This is a genomic window from Arcticibacterium sp. GJ41-1 (assembly GCF_055808875.1).
Map to the genome: position 1 here is coordinate 238,081 of NZ_CM147888.1, position 21,022 is coordinate 259,102.

The following is a 21,022-nucleotide window of genomic DNA, read 5'->3' on the forward strand; positions in this document are numbered from 1 at the left end:
ATCTTTGCAATCCCAAACGAAGGGAGTTTAGCTCAGTTGGTTCAGAGCATCTGCCTTACAAGCAGAGGGTCGGGGGTTCGAATCCCTCAACTCCCACACTTATAATCAGGCACTTAGCAGAAATGTTAAGTGCTTTTGTTTTTTAGTTGCATACAATTTGCATTCCTGCGACCTCAAAAGAAAGCTTATATCAACTTATTTTGTAAAAGGAGACAATACTTTGTATGTTATTTCAACATTCGAAACTTCTAGTATCTCCAATTTCATTCCCTTGAATCCCACTATCCTACTATCTGTCAAATCATACTGAACTTCTTGAGTAAAACTTGGTCTGGCCAAACCTTCAGAAAATTCCCGATAAGTGAATTTCACATTATCCCCAACCTTTCCTCCATAGATAAACTCTTGTTTAAATTTAGTTTCGTCTAACAAAATAATTTCCTTGTTATCATCTATCTGGTCTTGTATTGTATTTACAGCTTTATATCCACCTAAAAAAGAAGGAACGGTGTATTCCCCATGCAACGGCCACTCAGGTATAGAAAGACCATACTTAACCTTCTTCTTATTCTTCAATACAGCAACAGCTGAACGAGCTTTCACACCGTTAACCTCTGAACTCCTTGTTGAGGACACATAAACTTCGCCTTTTGACGTGGTGTAGTATAAATAAAAATCATCCGCCATAAAATGCTTCTTAACACCCGTAGAAGTCCAAGAAAAATCCTTATCTAGATGAAACCCTTTTTCATATTTAGAAACTTCAATAAAGCTAACTAAAGTATTGCCCAACTCAGATGTTGTAATCTTACCCTCCAAAGGTAAATTCACAACATGAGTAATAGGTTTAATCATGTTGGCTTGTGAAAAAGCAGCCAAACTAATAAGGTTTAAAAGAATGGCTATTAGTGACGTTCTCATTATTAATGAATTGAATGTTGGTTAATTGAAGACTTTGAGAAATTAAATATTTATAGTGGTGAAAAGCAAGTTCAAGGGTAACATGACAAAAACAAATTCATCATTAACCCCAAAAAAACTACTACACTAAAAAAATCCCATACAATTGGTGGAAGCATTTTTATTAAAGGATGTGGAGGTTGGCTATCTCTATCCCATTTTCTAAAAATATACCTTTTCACTCTATCCTTTTTGCTATGTTGTGGCATTTAGTTGAGTTGTTCTCTTATGCAAAATACTTTTTCCTCCTGACAAAACCAATATTCATTTATCACTGATTAACTATTTAGTAGTCCCAAACTATAAAAAATCCCTTAGACGATTAATCCAACCTATATTTCCAAATAGCGAACCCTTACCATTTGTCTCTTTTATTACTCTTTTAGCGGAGGTTGAAACATAAGCATCAAGCTCTTTCAAATCTTTCTGACCCATCATTTTAGCCGTGGTATCTTTAGAATACAGAAGATGATTGAGGCAATAATTTGCAAAGGTCTTGCGTGAGCTATGAAAAACCATTTGGTCGTTCCCTATAACCTCTTTCATTCCGACTTTAATTAACTTATTGGCTTCTGAATCGCAAAGCTTAACCATCTCATTATTGTATTTTTTTAGAATCCTTTCCGCCCCTTTAAACAATGGTAGAAAATACTCTGAATCGGTCTTTTGCCTTTTACCTCTTATGTAGTTACGATTATCATTAGTCTCAATCTGACAAATGTCAAACTTCGCATAATCGCAATATGAAAGACCCGTATAGCAGCAAAAGAGATACATATCAATAGCATACTGAACCCTAGTATTAGAAAACCTATAACTTTCAAGCTTTTCAACCTCCTCTACTGATAGATGTTCTGTATTATATTCAACAACACGCTTAATTGATGTTGAGTTAATTTTATTTGTATCAATTAACCCCTGCGAATATGAATAATCCATTATCATCTTTACCACTGCTAGGCACTTATAAACATACGGCTCACCATAGCCTTTTTCATTCTCCAAAAACTTTCTATACCTATTTAGAAATACGGGGTCAACATCATCAGACTCGAGAAGAGGAGTAAACTCGAAGGCTTTCGAAAACCTCCTCCGATAACCCTCAACCGACTCTTTTTTTAGTTTGGGGTTAGTATCAATATAATGCTCAAGCAAACTGGCTAGGCTATGTTTTGGCTTTCCATCACCTAGAAATAATTCTTTGAGCTTCTTAGCTGATAAATTCTGCTTATTAACCTCGTAACTATTGTAAATAGCTAAAATACCAGACGTTTGTGACGCCAATATTGCATTAAACTGCTGATAACCATGACAGCCCTCTAAAACACTTTGATTTTTTTGACTCCAATAGGTTTTACTCAACCTGATTCCAGTTGAACCAATCTCAACACGTTTAGAATTTAAAGTCACCCTTGTTTGAATAGAAACGAAATCCTTTGACGACCTCGAAACCCTTGGCCAAAAATTTATAAAAATTGTATTTTTCATAATCTCTTTTATTGTAATCTTTTAACTCTGTAGTAACATTTAGGCAAATAAGCACTTTTTTTGCAGCAACAAAAACCTTTTAAGTTGATTATAAGGCAGTTATAGTTGGGAAATACCAACTATTGGAAATTATAAAAATAAAGGCAACTCCAATTTTCCTTCTTTCACCTCCCCATTGAACATTTTTAATTCTTCACAGTCACTTTGAAAAAAAGATTTTCCATTTTCTGAATAAAAAAAACCTAGATATTGACCTACCTCCACCTTCTCATTGGGTAGAATACTCTTATACATAATTACACCATCAATAAGCTCCACTACTAAAGTAACTTGCTTTTCGTTTTGCTTGATTAAAAGCTTCATGTCTCCCTGAAAAGCCCTATTCAAGGCTTTAATCTTATTTATTCTCCTCATTTCTTTGATTGTCTGGCAATAAAAACACTCTACTACTTACCCTTAACACTTCTTGAAATTGCTCCTCATTGATTAAGGAATCTCTATACCTACCAATTGAACTATTTTCATTAGAAGTAAACAAAAGCCTCCTCTGATTGTCACTATTGAACATCACGATACTACTTAGGCTTGTTTCTTCAGCTTTCACAAGTGAATTAAAATCACCTCGAAAAGCCTTTTCCAACGCTCTTATTTTGTTAAACCTCTTCATATTTATTTATCTTCTGGCTTTACACCCTTACCTAAACTGATTTTCATTTCAACTTTTCTCCCTTGAACAATAGGCATATTCGGAAACTCCGAACTCGGTATTTCAACCATTTTCCTATTTAGAATATCAGGAATTGAAATTGTACCCGTGCTTAGGTTATAAATGCAAACCAATGTTTCGGACATTATGCTAGCAAGTGCTTTACTTGAATTACTGCTAAATGCCTTATTCAAAGCCTTTATTTTATCTTTCTTGTTCATTTACTATTCTTTGTATTAATTCATCAACCTCGTCTTCAGAAAGACTTGAAAAATCAATTTTTTCGCTCTTTTCTTTTGGAATAACGAATTCAATAAACCGCAATAAAAAACCAACCCTTTCTTTAGGCTCTAAGCCGTTAAGGTCATTTTGAACGGTCATCATATTATCTTGGACTATTTTATTGATTGAATCTTTCAACTCGGATTTAACCCTATTTGGTGTGCCTTTTTTTCTGCCACCAGTCTTCTCTTTTCCTACCTCAAAAGCCATAATTATTATTCTATTTTATTCTACTTTAGAATTGAAAAACCTTTTTTTTGCATTTACAAACCTTATTTTAAAATCTTAATCAAAGTATCTTATCAAAATACCTTATTAGAATATCTTATTTAAGGTGGGGTAGTTTGTGTGTACTTAGTGTTGTTGATTCGGTGTACTTAATTGGGTATAGTTGCGGTTGCTCTATTTAAGGTGGGGTAAAGTTGCGGTTGTTAGTTGGTAAAGAAGCTAGCATTTTTAATGCTTTTTGTCTGGCTTCTTCTTTACCTTTCTTTAACTCTAACAATCTATTCTTTTTTCTAGCCATCTCAGCATTAAGAACCAATGACTCTTGACTTATATTAAACCCGAAATAAAAACCTCTGTTTCTCAAACTGTAGTATTTCATACCCCAATTCAAGCTTATTTCATTGATTAGAATTTTCTCAGTTAAATGATATCTTATTTTGTTCGGAGTTGAAAAGTACTTATCACGCCAATAAATAGGAACATCTATTTCTTCTAAATCCTTAAAGCTCTTAAAACCAAGGCTTCTTGCTATTAGGTGCTTATTATTCGACTTAGTATATTTCTTCTTGCCTAATATAGAACGCAAGCCACAATACACCGCAAAGACTAACTTTTCACTATCTGACTTTTCATTCTTGTAGAAATCAAAGACAATACTAGTATTAATACTTACCAATGGGCTTCCTTCATAAAACTTGTAAAGCCCTTCACCTCTATCATAAGCATCGTCTATATCATGAAATTTAATTGCGAGAACATCAGCAGCTTGCTCTAAATCCCCAAACCTTTGACCGTTTAAATACAATGCATAAGCCATTGCACTAGAAAGCATAGCACTAACCTCTTTAAACTCCATCATTTCGAAGCCTTTAAGCAGTCCGATTGGGAAAGCAATGTAATTAGCCATTCCTTTACTCCTCATCGCCTAGAAACGTTTTATTGAACCAATCAAAGAATGTTTGAAAGTCTTTAGCTAAGTAATAAATACCTCCTGCCTTTTCAATAGACTTTTGATAGGCTTTTTGAACTTCGCTTTGCCTATCTCTACCAACTTTAACCTCCACTTTAATAGAACGCCCCTTAAATGTCATACTCGTATCGGCTGTTCCTCGTTGACCGCTAGTCTTTATACGTTTTATACTGCCAATCATTTTTACTTGCCCTAAAACATTGGTATAACTTTCTCGAGTATCAATTACCCTACCCTCTGAACTTATCCTTTCAGCCTGACCTCCCATGAAGCGAACGTAGTCAATTATACACTTCGTCAACCCGTTAGAAGTCTTATCCGAATAAATCTTTCTTGGAATTGCGTGTTCTGGCACTCTTGGACAATTGTTTCTAAGCTCTTTAATCCTTAATTTAGCTAGCACATCCAATGCTTTAACCGTGCTTGATTCTAGAACTGATTGCGTACCTTTACCATACGTTATTGGCAAAGAGTTGTTTGTTTGGTTTTCCATCTTTCAGCTCTTTTTTTGTACGTCAATTAACCCCTGCTTTGCTCGCTCCTTTACCTCCGTGGAGGTTTGAACCTTACTAGATTCCATCCAGCCCATTAAATCTTCACGACTAAAATATAGCTTCTTCCCTTTTTTCATAAAAGGTATCTCACATCTATGGACATATCCATATATCGTTGGCTTAGCTAAGCTTAAAAAACTGGCCGCCCCTTCAACCGTCAAAAGCTCGTCACTATTAAAAGACTCGTTCTTTTGAGCTAAAAGTTTTTCAATCGACTCTAATTTGGAATAAAGCCCTTCCACCGCTGTGGGTAAATCATTGAAAGATAAATTCATTGCATATAGTATTTGTTACTTTGCAATGATAGGTGGGTGATTTTGGGTCATTTTGGGTTATCATGACCCAATTTATTTTGACTTATCCATTCAACCACTTCTGTGCGGTTGTTAACACTTGTATATACCTCCTTTCTTTCCTTAGAATGAGGTGTTAGAACATTAATATTCCCCTTTGCCCTTCTCTTAGGAATATTGAAAAAATTAGCAACTAGTTTATGCAACTCCTCTCTATTTTGCCTTTCGCAATAGTTTCTTTTTAAATACTCTAAGTAATCCAAATGATGAAATAGGCAAATCGAAAACTCGCATCCCCTTGTTTTAATAAGTTGGATTACTTTTGAAAAGCTTATTCCTTTTTCCTCTAAGAAACCTTCTAAACCATATTCTATCAGTTTTTTCTCAATCGTCGAAACAAATGATACCGTTTCCTTCACTTTCGTTTTTGACACCTCCTCCTTAAGTAGCTCCTGTAATATCCTTTCATAAGCAGAAATTACTTTTTGTTTAATTTCCAACACCCTACCATAATATAAACTTCCCCTATACCTATCTCCCGTAAACTGAAACAAATTGACCGAATAATTGAACTTTGTAATGTTGTTCAACTCCTCATTAACATACTTAACGGTATCTTTAACCTTGTCCGCAATCGTTTCTCCTTCTTTTATATCTAGATATCCAAGCTCTCCCGAAACTGCTAAGTTTTTCATCTTAAGGAGTTCATTTTGGTTCTTATAATATTGACTATTTATATCTGAAATCAACTTATCCGTTGCACCAATCAGTCCATTGTAAAATTCTTCATAATCATAAAACTGAACCGTTGCTTTTTTAAATTCCCTGTAAAAATACTTATCTAAGTATCTACTCGTATTCTCGTCCACAACACCATCAAGAACAATTTTCATATAGTCCATAAACTAAAAGTTAAATATGTTTTGTGAAAATTCCTTTTTCACTTCTGAGGGAAAACTACCAATATAACCTCTAGTTGTGGCTAAATTCTTATGTCCTAGGGCTTCGCTCATAAATTCCATACTGACCCCTTCATGCACTCCTTTCGTGGCAAAAGAATGCCTAGCCCAATATGTCGAAATCTCTTTTGGTAGCCCAATCTCAACCGAAAGTTTCTTTATATGTTGATTTACTTTTTTCGTGAAATTCTGAATTTTAATACGCTGAACATCTTCACCCGTTTCCGAATCCAAGAATGGAAATAGCAAGGCATTCGCACTAGTATCTTCACTCCTATATTTATTAATAATATCTAAAGTGATTTTATTTAAATAAATCGTAATCGGCTTAGATGATGCTTTGTTAGTTCTCTTAGTTTTTTCTCTAACGAACGAAATCATATCATTGTCAACGTTTGAATTACGAAGCAATAATATATCTTTCATATTCATTCCGTTACAGCCAAAAGAGAAAAACCACATGTCTTTTGCAAGCTCCTGCTCCTCCGTTTTAGGAATGGAGTTAAATAATTCTTTTAACTGTGAATTATTAAGCGACTTCTTAACACCTTTTGAAGTTGGTGGTTGATATTTTCCTTTACCAAAAGGATACAAATCCGAATCAATGTCTTTTTGAGAAATGGCATTATTAAAGATAGTTCTCAAAACCCTTATGTAAATTGAAACAGTTGTGGAACTCCTACCTAAAACATCTATCATGTAATTTTCATAACCTTGAAGCCATTCACTTGTTACACTATTAAAGTGAAGCTTAGAACCTCCACCACTTTTTTTGTATTCAAGATACCTTTTTATAGAGTTTAGGCTCAACTCATAATTACTGGCCGTTCCGAATTGCCTATTTCTTTTTAGCTTATCTATCGAATATTGATAATGATAAAACACGTCTTGTCCATCTGTGGAGGTTCGAAATAGTTTTCTTTCAAAATCTTCAAATGTAAATGAGTTTAAACTATTAGCCACATCAATTGCAGATGCTTCGATACTAGCAAGCTCTAACCTTTGGCTTTTATATTCCGCCCTAGGCTTTATAGTTAACCAAACACTATCAAATTCCTTTTGACTGTACTCGTATTGAGTAGTATACAATTTTTGAACTCTTGGACTTTTAGTGAAAACCCTAAGCTTAACGGGAAACTTCCCATTTTTCTTAATTCTTCTTTTATCCAGATAAATTGATATGAAAACATTCTTCTCCATTTCTAAATCCTTGTTATACACCAAATATAACAATTTGCATTTTATTTGCATACAAACGAGAAAAGAAAACCAATACTAAATATTAACTACTATCACATAAATACTATATTTACAGCATATTAAGGAATAAATAGATAGTGAACGGACAACAAATATTAGCCAATATTCTGCCTTACAAGCAGAGGGTCGGGGGTTCGAATCCCTCAACTCCCACTTCGAAATCAAAGCGTTAGCAAAGTAAAATTTGTTAACGCTTTTTGATTTTTAGGGCTTTAGTTTTAAAGGAAAGCCTTCTTCCCATATGTTTAGTTCAAGCACAAAAAATATCCCAAAACCATAGGAAAGTCTAAAGAAGAAAAGAAAGACCTTCAGTATAAAAATTTGGGGAAACATAAACGGAACTTACTAAATTTGAATAAAAAAGAATGGAAAACGACCTCCTTGGCAAGACCTTCGTTGGAAAATGGGAAAATGAAGATAACTCTTTACATCATTCTGGTTCTATTTTTTTAGATTTTGATGGGACCTCAAGGCTTGATATTATTAACTTTCAAACGTTCTGGCCACATTCAGATGAAAAAAGGCTGAACATTATCTATGGACACTTTACAGAAACGTCCACATTAAAAGCTTTTACTTTTATTCTTTTTGAGGGTAGACATACAAGATCGTCATTGGGTGGTCTCGTAAATAATTTTTCTTTTAAATATCGATATACCCTAGTTTCACCAAACCACGTATCTCGTCCAAAAAATATAAGGTTCGACTCTCTTATGATCTCGAGTACATCATTTCAAAAATGTACTGTTACAAATGACATTAAGGTAGACTATAACTTTGACGAAGAAAACGTCATTTATCATATTAAACCATCAAAAAAATATCCGCTCTTTAGGGATAAATATTTGAACATATACCTTTGGTGGAGAACCAGCCTTCCTTTGTCGAGTAGCAGAGAGATGACCATTAAAAATCATGGATGGCTTAATGTGGATTTTTCACAACCTAAGTCTTTTAATGAATGTCTCAAAGAAAAAGAAAGAATGGAAGAGTTCTTCACACTCTTAGCACAAGGCATGTGCTCCTTCGAAATGTTTGAGGTTCGTTTTGAAAAGGCCGACTTTTGGGTTTACGGCCTTAAAAATAATTATGACCACGACCTTGATACTTATCACTTAAGCTTTTTGGTAAAAAATTCATACATCCTTTTCTCTAATTGGTTTAACATTTATGATAGAATTGGTTTTTCATTAGAAAACTTCCATACAGCTTATGTAGAAAAGGGGCTTCACATTAAAAATAAGTTCCTTGCGTTTTGCTTCTCCTTAGAATTATTTCATAGAGAATATTTTAAAAGGACAGAACCCTACTCTGAAAAGCGTACAAAACAAGTCACAGCTATTTTAGAAAAATTAGTTGGCACTCCATATCACGAATGGTTCCGAACTCAAATTGCTGAAAAGCGGCGTGAGATAAGCTTCCAAGATAGAGTTTTAGAGCTCATCCAAACATCTAATGTGAACATAAGCCCCTTCACTGAAAAAGGTTTTGCAAAAAAAATCAGAGCTACCAGAATAAAATTTGTACATATGGACTTCAAGGACGAAGACGTCTTCACAGACGAAGAACTCATCAAAAACATTCACTTGATTTCAGCCGTTTTCCTTTCGGTAGTTAATAAAAAATTAATTTTAGGCACTAAGCCAATTAATGAATCTTATAGAAATACAAGTTTACTTAAATTGGACTAATGTTTAGCCGAAACGACCTTCAAGCAAACCACCCACAATCCTATACTGTCCATATCCCCACACTTTACCTTTTCGTCGCTATTTTATGAAATAATCATAGATTCACATACCATCCACCAAGCACATAAAAAACTCACCTACAATTAGTTACATACAACTAATGTTCTAAATCTAATACTTCCCGCTAACATAAAACTCACCCCAAAAACCCAGCCCTTACCTTTTCAAAAAGCCAAGCCACATATTTAATCCATCGGTTTATCAATCGTTTGTACTAATTTGCTTGTCAAACCCTATAAGAAATAAAATGAGCGAAGAAGTTGTCGTTGCTGAAGAATACGAAAGAGAACCCGTTCCCAAAAAAGCACTGAAAGGATGGAAAAGCTTTTTAGGCATGTATGCAGGCGAACATGCTGCAGGTACTGAATTCGTCATTGGCCCCCTTTTCCTAACCACAGGTGTTAGTGCTTTTGACCTTTTGGCTGGTCTTTTTGTTGGAAATCTAATGGCCGTACTTTCTTGGCGATTCTTAACCGCCGAAATTGGTGTCAAAAATAGACTCACCTTATACTTCCAGTTAGAAAAAATCTGTGGAAAGAACCTTGTCAAGTTTTATAACATTGCCAACGGTATACTTTTCTGCTTTTTAGCAGGTTCCATGCTCACGGTATCGGCCACTGCTGTAGGTATTCCATTTGACATGGATATGCCCAAACTAACCGATGTTATGCCTAACGGTATCACTTGGATTATTATCGTGGTTGTACTAGGTGCTATCACCACTTTAATAGCGGCAAAAGGCTACGCTATGGTTTCCAAAGCTGCCAACTGGATGTCTCCTATCATTATTGTAGGTTTTGTAGCTGCTGCTATTGTAGCCATGGGTCAATTAGAGATTCATAGCTTTTCTGACTTCTGGAACATTTGGGGTGAAGGTAAAGAGCCTTTCCCTGGTCAAATCAAATATACATTTTGGCATGTTGCCATTTGGTCTTGGTTTGCTAATGCTGCTATGCACGTTGGTATGTCTGACTTATCCGTTTTCCGTTATGCAAAGTCTGCGAAATCAGGATGGACTACAGCAGCTGGTATGTATGTAGGGCATTACATTGCTTGGATAGCCGCTGCATTGCTTTATGCCGTTTACCTTAAGACTCCAGAGGCCATAAACTTTTTAGCCAACGGAGAAGCTCCTTCTGTAGCACCGGGTCCACTTGCTTATAACGCTATAGGAGCCTTTGGTGTATTAGTTGTTCTTCTTGCCGGATGGACTACCGCAAACCCAACCATTTATAGAGCTGGTTTGGCTTTTCAGACTTTATTCCCAAAAATGAAATCGAGTGGTGCCACCATCATTGCAGGTGTAATAGCCACGGCGGCTGGGATATTCCCTGCCTTTGCCATGCAATTATTAGATTTTGTGGCTGTTTATGGCTTCATTCTAGCTCCAGTGGGTGCCATTATCGTTTTTGACCAATATTTCTCTTCTAAATTTGACGTTAGCTCTAATTACGCCGAGAAGAATAAATTGAACCTAAACTGGGCCGTTCTTTTAGCTTGGGCATTAAGTGTTTGTGGATTCTACTTTTACGCCAAAACGAATGGCGTATTCTTATCGTTCTTAACACTTCCTGCATGGATTTCTTGCGGCGTTCTTTTCTTAGTATTTAGTAAAATAATGCAGAAAAAGACCTCCTAATTTAGAACAACAACATATTCAAGGAGGTGGTTTTTCATTAAGCCACCTCTTTCTTTTTATATGACATTCTATTTTGGCGTATATTCGAGAAACACTTCACCCTATTTATGAAAAATACACTTCTACTCTTTCTAATAGCTTTCTCGAGCTATGCTCAAATAAACCCTGCCAACATTCAAATTGTGAGAGACCAATGGGGTGTTCCACATATTTTTGGAAAAACCGACCCAGAAGTGGCTTACGGGCTAGCGTGGGCTCATGCCGAAGACGACTTCAAAACCATCCAATTAACGCTACTAGCCGGAAAAGGAATGCTTGGCAAGCTCAAAGGAAAAGACGGTGCTGCTGTAGATTATGTAGTAGGCCTTTTAAAAACACAAGAAATAGCTAAAGCAAAAATGCATACCCTTTCCCCTGAGTTCACGGCTTTGGCCAAAGGCTACTTAGCTGGACTAAACCAATATGCAAGCTTACACCCGGAAGAAGTTTTGGTCAAAAACTCTTTCCCAGTTAGTATGGAAGACTATGTCTCCTCATTGATACTTTCTTTATCGGTTATTTCTGGAGCCGATGGTGTTATTAAAGACATTTATGGCGGAACTATAGAAAAGCCCGAAATCAAAGAAGAAATAAAAGGCTCAAACGCCTTTGCGTTCTCCTCTGCCAAAACAATCACTGGCGAAACTTTTTTAAACATCAACTCTCATCAACCTTTAGAAGGACCGGTGGCTTGGTATGAGGCACACCTTCAAAGTGAAGAAGGCTGGAATATGCTTGGTGGGTTTTTTCCGGGAGGCTGCGTTATTTTTCATGGGGTTAATGAAAACCTAGGGTGGGCTCATACAGTAAATCATCAAGACAAGATAGATGTCTATAAACTAGAGATGAAGTCGAAAAACTCTAGAAAGTATCTCTTTGATGGTGTTTGGAGAAAACTTGAAAAGAATAAAGTTAAGCTAAAAGTAGACCTCGGGTGGATAACCTTGCCCATTGGCAAGAAGGCATACTGGAGTGAATATGGTGCTACTTTAAAAACAAAAGGCGGTGTTTATTCCATAAGAATGGGAGCGAATCAGGACATAAGAGGTGTAGAACAATGGTATAAAATGAATAAAGCTACCAACTATCAAGAATTTCATAAAGCCATGGAGATGGTGGCAATTCCTGGATTCAATACCGTATATGCCGACAATCAAGACAATATCTTCTTTGTCTCCAACGGTAAAATTCCAATTAGAAACCCCAAATATAATTGGTCAGGTGTTTTACCAGGAAATACATCTGAAACACTGTGGACGGAGTTTCACCCTTTAGACGACTTACCGCAATATTTAAATCCTAAGTCTGGCTATTTGTTCAATTCAAATAATACCGTTTTTAATGCTTCTGCCGAATCTGACAATCTAAAGCCAGAAGATATTGACCCAACAATGGGATACCCGCTCAAGGATAATAACCGGAGCATGCGATTTGTAGAAAGAATGAAGGCCTATGATAAACTGAGCTACGATGATTTTAAATCCATCAAATATGATGGTCAATATCCTGCTAAGTTTCATTTCCCTTTAGATATCAATATCATCTGGGAAATGGAAAGCGAGAAGTATCCCGAAATAGCAAAAGAGATAGAATTGCTTCAAAATTGGAATAGAAAATCTAATATTGAAAATACGGGTGCTGGCTTCTTCGCCATTCTTGCTTATGAAATCATAGCAATAACAAAAGGCTCTAAAGATATTGAGATATTATCAAAGGAATTGGCGGTTAAAGCTATTCAGGCTAGTAAAGAACATTTGCTAGCTAACTTCGGCTCAACAGAAGTCGCTCTAGGAGAAGTACAGAAATTAGTAAGAGGAAACAATGCGATTCCATTACCCGGACTTCCTGATGTTTTAGCAGCCATGTACACGAGCCCTTACAAAGACGGTATGCGTAAAGGCATGGCAGGCGAATCTTATATACAATTAGTACGCTTTAAGAAGAACCAACGTCCACAAATAGAAACCGTAATAAACTACGGTGCTTCTAACCACCCGAAAAAACCTCATTATGCTGACCAGATGGAAATGTTTGTTAATCAAAAGACCAAGAAGATGACTTTGGACAAGGCTGAGGTATTGAAAAATGCAGAAAGGGTTTATTCGCCTGAATGAAAAGGGTAAGATAATTATCTAGCCCTTGCTTTGTTTTAAAATAAGAACAATAGAATGACATTAAATCGGTCTGAAGACCTATGAGCATACTCCACCAAGTCTAAAGGACTTTGCAGAGCGGGGGTTTAATCTTTAACCTCCTCCCTTCTTTTTAAAGCGATATCTATTACCATTTCAACATACTTGTTTTCCGCTTTTGGATTTTCCCACAGATTGCTAAAGTCTAAATCAGGTATATTACTCTCTATTTCGAATATACCAATTCCCTTAAATTCGCTAGCCAATTTAAAAATCCAATCGTTTCTTTCTTCTTCACTTGTTCCAAGTGGTGGAACTATTATCTTTCTATAAAGTGCAATTAATTCGTCTCTGCTCATAATTAAAAATCAATACTAATTATTAGAAGCCTCTAAAATGACATTTTAGTGTGACTCTGCTGCTAAGAAAGTTTCCACTTTTTAGAGTTAAACATCCATTACCGCTCTCCGAAGCTTGTAGCTTCGGTGTGGTGAATAAAGGCCTCTGACCTGGGCTAATCATTTATATCAGTATGCCTGCTAGGCTTCAAATCCAGTAACCTTCCCCGTGTTTCAAAGTGTTTTTGATACAGCTTCAGGGTAGCAAAAAAGCATAAATCAGGCCGGAGACCTTGTGACACTACTACGAAGCTAAAAGCTTCGTAGAGCGAACATAAAAAAAGGAGCACGAGGCTCCTTTTAATACAATATATTCATGTCAAGATTAGCCTATCAATAAGCTTTCTCTACGTCTCATTTTTCCTGCTGGAATACCAAACATCATTTTAAATCTTCTACAGAAATAAGCGGTGTCTTTATAACCAACCTCCGCACCTATGGCACGAATACTTTTCTTAGAAGTTCTTAGAAGGGTTACCGCAGCTTCCATTCTTTGATACTCGATATAATCTTGAGGATTAATACCTGTCAACATTTTGAAGTATTGACCTACATAATCTTCTGAAACGTTAGCAACATTGGCTAGTTGCTTGTTTGATAAATCGCCTTCCAAGTTTTCCTTGATATAAGCAAAAATGTCTATCAAACGAGGGTCTTTGAAATACGTACTGTTTGTGGCTAATTGTTCTACAAACATTTTATTTCTTAAGATAAAGCGAATAATCTCAATAACAACCTCTTCGGTTTTATTCATTATCACTCTACCCCTACCTGCTTCGTCCGTAAAGTCTTCAACAAGAATATCTTTAATAAGACCCGCTAGTTTGCTATCGTTTTTGATAAAAAACGGAGGAATATCTAAAGAGGTAAAGAAATTAACTGAGTCAAAAACCTTTGCTTCAAAAGCAATAAGTCCAAAAGAGTTACGCACCTTCCCTATTTCATGAGGAATGGTCATGGCATCAAAATAATGCTCTCTTCTAGTCATGAACTCTTCGTAAGTAATATTCTTTGGCTCGCCAGAACCATAAGTGATATTAGAAGATTTACCACCTGGAATGAAAAGCATGTCTCCTGCCTCAATTTCCTCATCAATCCCTTCCAGCTTCACATTGCCATCATAAAGAATAAGCAATGTGTTCTCCACATCGTAGAAATTCTTGATTCTTATTGGCTGCAAAATGTTAATGTGCCTTGCTTTCGCAAACTTCACTCCCAGCGATTCAATTATCTTATTATAATCTTCCATAATCAACAAACAGTATTCCCTTCAAAATTTTCTGTGTTCAAATATTCAATCAAACACATTGTACAAAACTAATAATCTTTTTTTAACACTCAAACGTTAAATTGCATTAGAATGTTTAATTAGTTATACAAAAGTAAGACCAAATAGGTTCTTTTCTTAAAAAAATCTAACTTTTGTACAAATTTATATACTTATACGATAATATCTTTTTGGTAAAAAACCTAGAAAATATAGGCCAGACATAAAAAAAGGGCGTTTTTGACGCCCTTAAAAAGTCCAATGCTTTGTTGTTTTACTTCAATATTGACCTTGCGATTACTAGTCTTTGAATCTCTGATGTTCCTTCATAAATTTCCGTAATCTTAGCATCACGCATCATTCTTTCTACATGATATTCTTTTACATAACCATAACCTCCATGTACCTGAACCGCTTGTGTGGTCACCCACATGGCTACTTCAGAAGCATAAACTTTGGCCATAGCCGCGGATTCAGAATAGTTCCTGCCTTGGTCTTTTTCAAAGGCAGCTTTATAAATTAAGAACCTAGCCGCTTCAATCTTAGTATGCATATCAGCCAATTTGAACTGTATAGCCTGGTGTCTTGAAATCTCCTTACCAAAAGCCTTTCGTTCTTTAGAGTATTGAAGAGCTCGCTCATAAGCACCTGAAGCTATTCCTAAAGCTTGAGCCGCAATACCAATTCTACCGCCATCAAGCGTACCCATGGCGAACTTAAAGCCATGCCCATCATCACCAATTCTATTCTCTTTTGAAACTTTAGTATCAGAAAACATCAAAGAATGTGTATCTGAAGACCTAATTCCCATTTTGTCTTCTTTTTTCCCAACCACAAAACCCTCTGTTCCCTTTTCTATAATTAAGGCATTTATACCTCTGTGACCTTTGTCTGCATCGGTTTGAGCTATCACCAAGGCAATATCAGAAGAGCCGCCATTGGTAATCCAGTTTTTAGTACCATTGACCAAATAATGGTCTCCTTTATCAATCGCTGTCGTTTTTTGGGAGGTAGCATCCGAACCCGCTTCTGGCTCCGAAAGACAAAAACAACCTAGTTTTTCGCCTAGAGCCAAAGGCTTCAAGTATTTCTCTTTTTGAGCTTGCGTACCGTATTTTTCAAGTCCCCAACAAACTAAGGAGTTGTTTACAGACATAATTACGGCAGCAGATGCATCTATTTTGGCTATTTCCTCTAAAGCGAGTACATAACTGATAGTATCCATACCTCCGCCACCATACGCTGGGTCTACCATCATTCCGAGAAAGCCTAGCTCTCCCATCATTTTTACCTGCTTTTCTGGAAATTTTGAATGCGTATCTCTCTCAATAGCATCATGGAGCAATTCTTTCTCCGCAAAATCACGGGCAGCTTCTTGAACAGCCAACTGTTCTTCCGATAAATCAAAATTAATTCCTTGCATTTGGTTTCTATGTTGATGTAGAACCAAAGTTACAAGAGGAAATAACAGTATGCAAGCATACCATTATTAATAAATCTTAAGTTTTAGGCTACACCTCCGTTTACAGAAAGTGTATGTCCACTGATATAAGAGGCTTCTTCTGTAGCTAGGAATAAATATGCATTTGCAATATCAGCCGGCTCTCCCAGTCTCCTCACCGGAATGTCAGCAATAAAACCATTTCTAATCTCTTCTGGAATACTATCTGTCATGTCGGTTTTTATAAAACCAGGAGCTACGGCATTGGCAGTAATATTATGTTTGCCAAACTCTTTTGCCCATGTTTTTACCATTCCAATAATGGCTGCCTTGGTGGCAACGTAATTCGTTTGACCAAAACCTCCTGTTATTCCCACTACCGAAGAAGTACAAATTACACGACCATATTTCTCCTCAACCATGTGAGGCACCACAGCCTTCGTACAATTAAAAACACCCGTCAAATTGATGTCAATCACAGACTGCCATTCATCTTGGCTCATTTTCAAGAAACTTTTGTCTCTTAAAATTCCTGCATTATTTACCAAAATGTCAATTTTCCCAAAACGACTAATTGTTTCATCAACCGCCGATTCGATTGAATTCATATCTTTTACATCAACCTTTTGAAAAACGCATTGTTTCCCTGTTTTATCAATCGCCAAAGCTGTAGATTCACCAGCTTCTAAAACATCCCAGATAATAACCTTTGCTCCTTCTTTCACAAACAGTTCTGCCGTAGCTTTTCCTATTCCTCTGGCTCCTCCTGTGATAATGGCTACTTTGTTTTCTAATCTCATATCAAACTCCAGTTTTTACAAAAGGTGGTCTTTTAACCACAGCTTTTAATGTTTTATTTCTCACCTTAACAAAAACCTCCGTTCCGGTTTTTGAAAACGCCTTACTTACATAAGCTAAAGCAATTCCTTTTTTAAGCATTGGCGACATGGTTCCAGAAGTGATTTCTCCAATCGTTTCGCCTTCGGCATCACAAACTTCATAATGTGCTCTTGGAATTCCTTTGTCAATCAACTCTATGCCTACAAGTTTCCTTTTAACTCCCGCTTCTTTCTCCGCTTTTAAGTTTTCTGAGTTCACAAAATCTTTAGTGAATTTAGTTACCCAACTCAAACCCGCCTCTAAAGGAGATAATGTATCAGAAAGGTCGTTGCCATAAAGGCAATAACCCATTTCTAGTCTTAAGGTGTCTCTAGCACCTAGGCCTATTGGCTTTATATCAAACTCAGCTCCTGCTTCAAAAATTTTATGCCAAAGAGCCTCGGCATTTTCTTTAGGAACATACAGTTCAAAACCACCAGCACCAGTATATCCAGTTGCGGAAAGAATAACATCTTTTACATCGCCAAAAGTACCTTTGGTGAAAGTGTAGTATTCAATATTATCTAAAGGGATGTGCGTCAATTTTTGAAGCGTCGCTATAGCTTTAGGCCCTTGCACGGCAAACAAACATAAGTCGTCAGACCAGTTTACCATTTCTACATTTCCAGTATTATACTTTTGGATGTGATTCCAATCTTTCTCAATGTTTGATGCGTTCACCACCAACATGTATTCATCTTCATCAATCCTATACACCAAAAGGTCATCGACTACACCACCTGTTTCGTTTGGCAAGTAACTATACTGAGCTTTTCCGTTATAAAGTAACGAAGCGTCGTTTGAAGAAACTCTTTGAATCAAATCTAAAGCACCTTCTCCTTTCAGATAAAACTCACCCATATGACTCACATCAAAAACACCCACAGACTCTCTCACTGCCATGTGCTCCTCAATGTCTGAAGAATACCTAACCGGCATATTAAAATCTGCAAAAGGGACTATTTTTCCTCCAAGTTCTACATGAAGGTCATTTAGCGGAATGTTCTTAATCTCTGTCATACAATTTTCTTTTTATTTAAAGCTTAAAATTACAAATACTAAAGCATCCGTCCATTTTCTAATAGTATCTTCTTATCAATAACTGCCGGAAGCTCCTCTACATTATGCGTAACATAAATGAGCGTTTTATTAAGCTTGGAAACAAGTTCATTGACCAAATCCCTGATAAAAACCATGTGATTATAATCTAGGTTTTGGCAAGCTTCATCAAATAAGAGTAATTCCGGATTTTTAACCAAGGCTCTTGCCAGTAAAACCAGCCTTTGCTCCCCTGTTGATAACTCGCTCAGTAAACGATTTTCAATACTTTCTAAATCAAGAAGCTTCATGATTTTCTCTAAAGCCACTTTATCCACATCGCTAAGCTTTTTAAATAAGCCAATTGTATCAAAAAGACCCGATGCTATAACTTTCCAGACTTGCATATTCTTAGGGAAGTAAATGTGCATTTCGGGAGATAAATATCCCATTCTCTTCTTTAAGTCCCAAATACTCTCCCCTGTTCCACGCCTCTTACCAAACAAGTAAAGTTGATTTTGGTAAGCCTGTGGATTATCTCCTGTTATTAAGCTAAGTAGCGTACTTTTCCCTGAGCCATTTGGCCCCATCAAAGCCCATTTTTCACCTGCCTTTACTTCCCAGTTAATATCTTGAAGAACAGGCTTGTCTCCGTAAACTACTTTACCATTAATAATTTTAATTACCGAGTCTGTTTTCTCACTCTTTGCCGTCTTAAAATGTTCCAATAATTCCTGGTCAAACTCAATTTTAAGCTCCTTCTTCTCCTTACTTGGAAATGGCTTTTCGAAAACTCCTTCTATCGTTCCCGATTTTAGCTCAATAAGCTTATCAATACAAGCTGGCATATCGTCCACATTCGCCACCAAAACCAACTGGACTTTCATGTTATCCATAAGGGCTTTTAATGCAGACTTGCTCTCTTGGTCTAAACCAATAAAAGGATTATCAAGCAAAAGAATTTTAGGTTTCTTTAGCAGCGAAAGGGCAATCAATGACCTTCTTGTTTCACCATTAGAAAGCGAAGTAACCTTCCTTTCTAGCAGGTGTGAAATTTTCATTTTATCTGCAATCTCTTCTACCCAGGCTTTCTCGTACTTTGGTTCTGGTAAATCCACAGATTTACTATCTACAGTTCCTACGGGCATTACTTGATTTTGAATGACTTCATAGAGCGTAGGCCCTATTTCAGAATCATGGGCATGATATCGCTGTTGGTAATATTGATAGGCCGGCCCCACCAATCTGTGAAAGCCATAATCTCTAGGTACAAGCTCTATTTCGGAATAATGCGGTTTTGACACTTTCCCTTTCCAAGGAAAAATTTTACCCGCCATGGCATCAATGAGCGTGCTCTTTCCACTACCGTTTTCTCCAATTATTCCAAAGTTTTGGCTATCAGCCAATTCTAGATTTATATCAGCTAAAACCGTATTTTCTCCCTTTTTTATGAAGACTTGATTGAATGAAATCATTCGGTAAAATTATACTTCTGTGCTCAGAAAAGAATCATATTCGAAAAATTACTACCCAAAATTCATTTGCTATCTAAAAAATAGGCGTAAAATGCTTTTTCTCAATTCAAACCAACCATTACATAATCACGGCTCGCCTTCCGGCGGGGACTCCATTTTTTTTCGAAAAAAAACGAAGCAAAAAAAACAGAGCCCTGTAAACTCACTCAGTCAAAATTCTAAATAATAGACAGCCAGAGTTTAACTTTTGGTTTTTAGAATTTAGCCAGTGTTCAAAAAGTACAGGACTATATAGGGAATTACTAATATTACTCTCAATCAACATTTCCAGATAAAAGAACACGCTATTTTTTCTGTTACTATTCATTTTTAGTAGATTTCAATGAACAACCCAATTTAAAATGACTTGGACTATTGCCTTCTGGATTCTTGGCTCTTATGTGGTTCTGAGTACGCTTGCCTATTTCATTCAAGACTTCTTCATTTTTAAACCTGAGAAACTGTCTGATGACTTTGAGTTTAAATACGACTATCCTTTTGAAGAATTAAACTTCACCATTTCTGACAAAGTCACGATTAATGGACTTCGCTTTTTTTCGGAAGAAAAAGAAAAGAATGGCCTAGTCATTTACTTTCATGGAAACACAAGAAGTATCAAAGGTTGGGCGAAATACTCTCGCGATTTTACCGTTCATGGCTACGATGTACTCATGATAGATTATCGTGGTTTTGGAAAAAGCAGAGGAAAACGCTCCGAAAAAGCCATGAAAGAAGATGCACAGCATGTTTATAATAGGCTCCGGTATGATTTCGGGATATTAGAAAGTGATATAGTGATTTACGGTCGCTCTTTAGGCTCTGGCTTTGCCGCAAAACTAGCATCTTCTAATAAACCCAAAATGCTTATTCTGGATGCTCCCTATTACAGTTTCTCTAATTTGACAAGTCGATTTCTTCCATTTCTTCCGCTAAGTATCATACTTCGTTTCAAAATAAGAACCGACGAATGGCTGAAATACTGCCGATGCCCTATTTACATTATTCATGGCACCAAAGATTGGCTGATACCACTGCGAAGCAGCGTCCGCTTATCAAAAGTAGCTCCCTTAAACACACATCTAGCACCAATCTACGGAGGTGGACATAATAACCTTCCTTCTTTTCCAGAATACCACAGAGTATTAAGGGATATTCTGCTAGGTGAGTATGACGAATTTGACAAACAGATTTTGGGCGATATAGGCTTCAACACTTAATTCGGGG

At 36.5% G+C, this 21,022-nt stretch carries 20 protein-coding genes and 1 tRNA gene; 5 read left to right on the forward strand and 16 right to left on the reverse strand.

Annotated features, from left to right (window positions below; genetic code table 11):
- The first annotated feature begins 21 nt into the window (after positions 1–21).
- Positions 22–96, forward strand: a tRNA-Val gene (locus AC0L6O_RS01015).
- Positions 97–195: 99 nt separating this feature from the next.
- Here AC0L6O_RS01015 and AC0L6O_RS01020 read toward each other — a convergent pair.
- From AC0L6O_RS01020 to AC0L6O_RS01065, 10 genes are all read right to left on the reverse strand, one after another.
- A complete protein-coding gene (locus tag AC0L6O_RS01020) occupies positions 196–921 on the reverse strand; it encodes a hypothetical protein (protein WP_473305633.1) in 726 nt (241 codons plus the stop codon).
- A gap of 339 nt (positions 922–1,260) precedes the next feature.
- A complete protein-coding gene (locus AC0L6O_RS01025; protein ID WP_473305635.1) occupies positions 1,261–2,448 on the reverse strand; it encodes a phage integrase SAM-like domain-containing protein in 1,188 nt (395 codons plus the stop codon).
- A gap of 129 nt (positions 2,449–2,577) precedes the next feature.
- Positions 2,578–2,862, reverse strand: coding sequence for a hypothetical protein (locus AC0L6O_RS01030; protein WP_473305636.1), 285 nt, complete (start codon positions 2,860–2,862; stop codon positions 2,578–2,580).
- Positions 2,863–3,117: 255 nt separating this feature from the next.
- A complete protein-coding gene (locus AC0L6O_RS01035; protein WP_473305637.1) occupies positions 3,118–3,375 on the reverse strand; it encodes a hypothetical protein in 258 nt (85 codons plus the stop codon).
- Positions 3,359–3,646: a hypothetical protein gene (locus tag AC0L6O_RS01040; RefSeq protein ID WP_473305639.1), complete on the reverse strand. Its 288-nt coding sequence runs from the start codon at positions 3,644–3,646 to the stop codon at positions 3,359–3,361. Before AC0L6O_RS01040 ends, AC0L6O_RS01035 begins: the two co-directional genes overlap by 17 nt.
- A gap of 196 nt (positions 3,647–3,842) precedes the next feature.
- Entirely contained in the window at positions 3,843–4,586 is a 744-nt protein-coding gene (locus AC0L6O_RS01045; protein ID WP_473305641.1) for a hypothetical protein, read from the reverse strand.
- Positions 4,576–5,127 (reverse strand): hypothetical protein, encoded by a 552-nt coding sequence (locus AC0L6O_RS01050; RefSeq protein WP_473305642.1) that lies wholly within the window; start codon positions 5,125–5,127, stop codon positions 4,576–4,578. Before AC0L6O_RS01050 ends, AC0L6O_RS01045 begins: the two co-directional genes overlap by 11 nt.
- Positions 5,128–5,130: 3 nt before the next feature.
- Positions 5,131–5,463 carry a helix-turn-helix domain-containing protein gene (locus AC0L6O_RS01055; protein WP_473305643.1) on the reverse strand — a complete coding sequence of 111 codons (333 nt, stop codon included), beginning with the start codon at positions 5,461–5,463 and terminating at the stop codon, positions 5,131–5,133.
- Between the two features lie 47 nt (positions 5,464–5,510).
- On the reverse strand, positions 5,511–6,374 hold the full coding sequence (locus AC0L6O_RS01060) for a hypothetical protein (protein WP_473305645.1): 864 nt from the start codon (positions 6,372–6,374) through the stop codon (positions 5,511–5,513).
- Between the two features lie 12 nt (positions 6,375–6,386).
- On the reverse strand, positions 6,387–7,640 hold the full coding sequence (locus tag AC0L6O_RS01065; protein ID WP_473305646.1) for a tyrosine-type recombinase/integrase: 1,254 nt from the start codon (positions 7,638–7,640) through the stop codon (positions 6,387–6,389).
- Between the two features lie 425 nt (positions 7,641–8,065).
- On the opposite strand from AC0L6O_RS01065, the gene AC0L6O_RS01070 reads away from it, so the two are divergent.
- From AC0L6O_RS01070 to AC0L6O_RS01080, 3 genes are all read left to right on the forward strand, one after another.
- Positions 8,066–9,391 (forward strand): ApeA N-terminal domain 1-containing protein, encoded by a 1,326-nt coding sequence (locus AC0L6O_RS01070; RefSeq protein WP_473305647.1) that lies wholly within the window; start codon positions 8,066–8,068, stop codon positions 9,389–9,391.
- 307 nt (positions 9,392–9,698) lie between these two features.
- Positions 9,699–11,090: a purine-cytosine permease family protein gene (locus tag AC0L6O_RS01075; RefSeq protein WP_473305649.1), complete on the forward strand. Its 1,392-nt coding sequence runs from the start codon at positions 9,699–9,701 to the stop codon at positions 11,088–11,090.
- Positions 11,091–11,197: 107 nt separating this feature from the next.
- On the forward strand, positions 11,198–13,243 hold the full coding sequence (locus AC0L6O_RS01080; protein WP_473305651.1) for a penicillin acylase family protein: 2,046 nt from the start codon (positions 11,198–11,200) through the stop codon (positions 13,241–13,243).
- A gap of 125 nt (positions 13,244–13,368) precedes the next feature.
- Here AC0L6O_RS01080 and AC0L6O_RS01085 read toward each other — a convergent pair whose 3' ends face one another.
- The 6 genes from AC0L6O_RS01085 to AC0L6O_RS01110 all read right to left on the reverse strand — a co-directional run bounded on the left by AC0L6O_RS01085 (position 13,369) and on the right by AC0L6O_RS01110 (position 19,759).
- Positions 13,369–13,620, reverse strand: a complete 252-nt coding sequence (locus AC0L6O_RS01085) for a hypothetical protein (RefSeq protein WP_473305652.1) — start codon at positions 13,618–13,620, stop codon at positions 13,369–13,371.
- A 364-nt stretch (positions 13,621–13,984) separates the two neighbouring features.
- Complete coding sequence (locus AC0L6O_RS01090) at positions 13,985–14,908, reverse strand: helix-turn-helix domain-containing protein (protein WP_473305653.1); 924 nt, start codon at positions 14,906–14,908, stop codon at positions 13,985–13,987.
- Between the two features lie 292 nt (positions 14,909–15,200).
- Complete coding sequence (locus AC0L6O_RS01095; protein WP_473308489.1) at positions 15,201–16,340, reverse strand: acyl-CoA dehydrogenase; 1,140 nt, start codon at positions 16,338–16,340, stop codon at positions 15,201–15,203.
- Between the two features lie 92 nt (positions 16,341–16,432).
- Complete coding sequence (gene fabG, locus AC0L6O_RS01100) at positions 16,433–17,167, reverse strand: 3-oxoacyl-[acyl-carrier-protein] reductase (protein ID WP_473305655.1); 735 nt, start codon at positions 17,165–17,167, stop codon at positions 16,433–16,435.
- A 1-nt stretch (position 17,168) separates the two neighbouring features.
- Positions 17,169–18,266 (reverse strand): glycine cleavage system aminomethyltransferase GcvT, encoded by a 1,098-nt coding sequence (gene gcvT / locus AC0L6O_RS01105; RefSeq protein ID WP_473305656.1) that lies wholly within the window; start codon positions 18,264–18,266, stop codon positions 17,169–17,171.
- Positions 18,267–18,304: 38 nt separating this feature from the next.
- Positions 18,305–19,759 (reverse strand): ATP-binding cassette domain-containing protein, encoded by a 1,455-nt coding sequence (locus AC0L6O_RS01110; RefSeq protein ID WP_473305657.1) that lies wholly within the window; start codon positions 19,757–19,759, stop codon positions 18,305–18,307.
- Between the two features lie 401 nt (positions 19,760–20,160).
- Here AC0L6O_RS01110 and AC0L6O_RS01115 point away from each other — a divergent pair, with 401 nt between their 5' ends.
- A complete protein-coding gene (locus AC0L6O_RS01115) occupies positions 20,161–21,015 on the forward strand; it encodes an alpha/beta hydrolase (RefSeq protein ID WP_473305659.1) in 855 nt (284 codons plus the stop codon).
- Positions 21,016–21,022 lie beyond the last annotated feature (7 nt).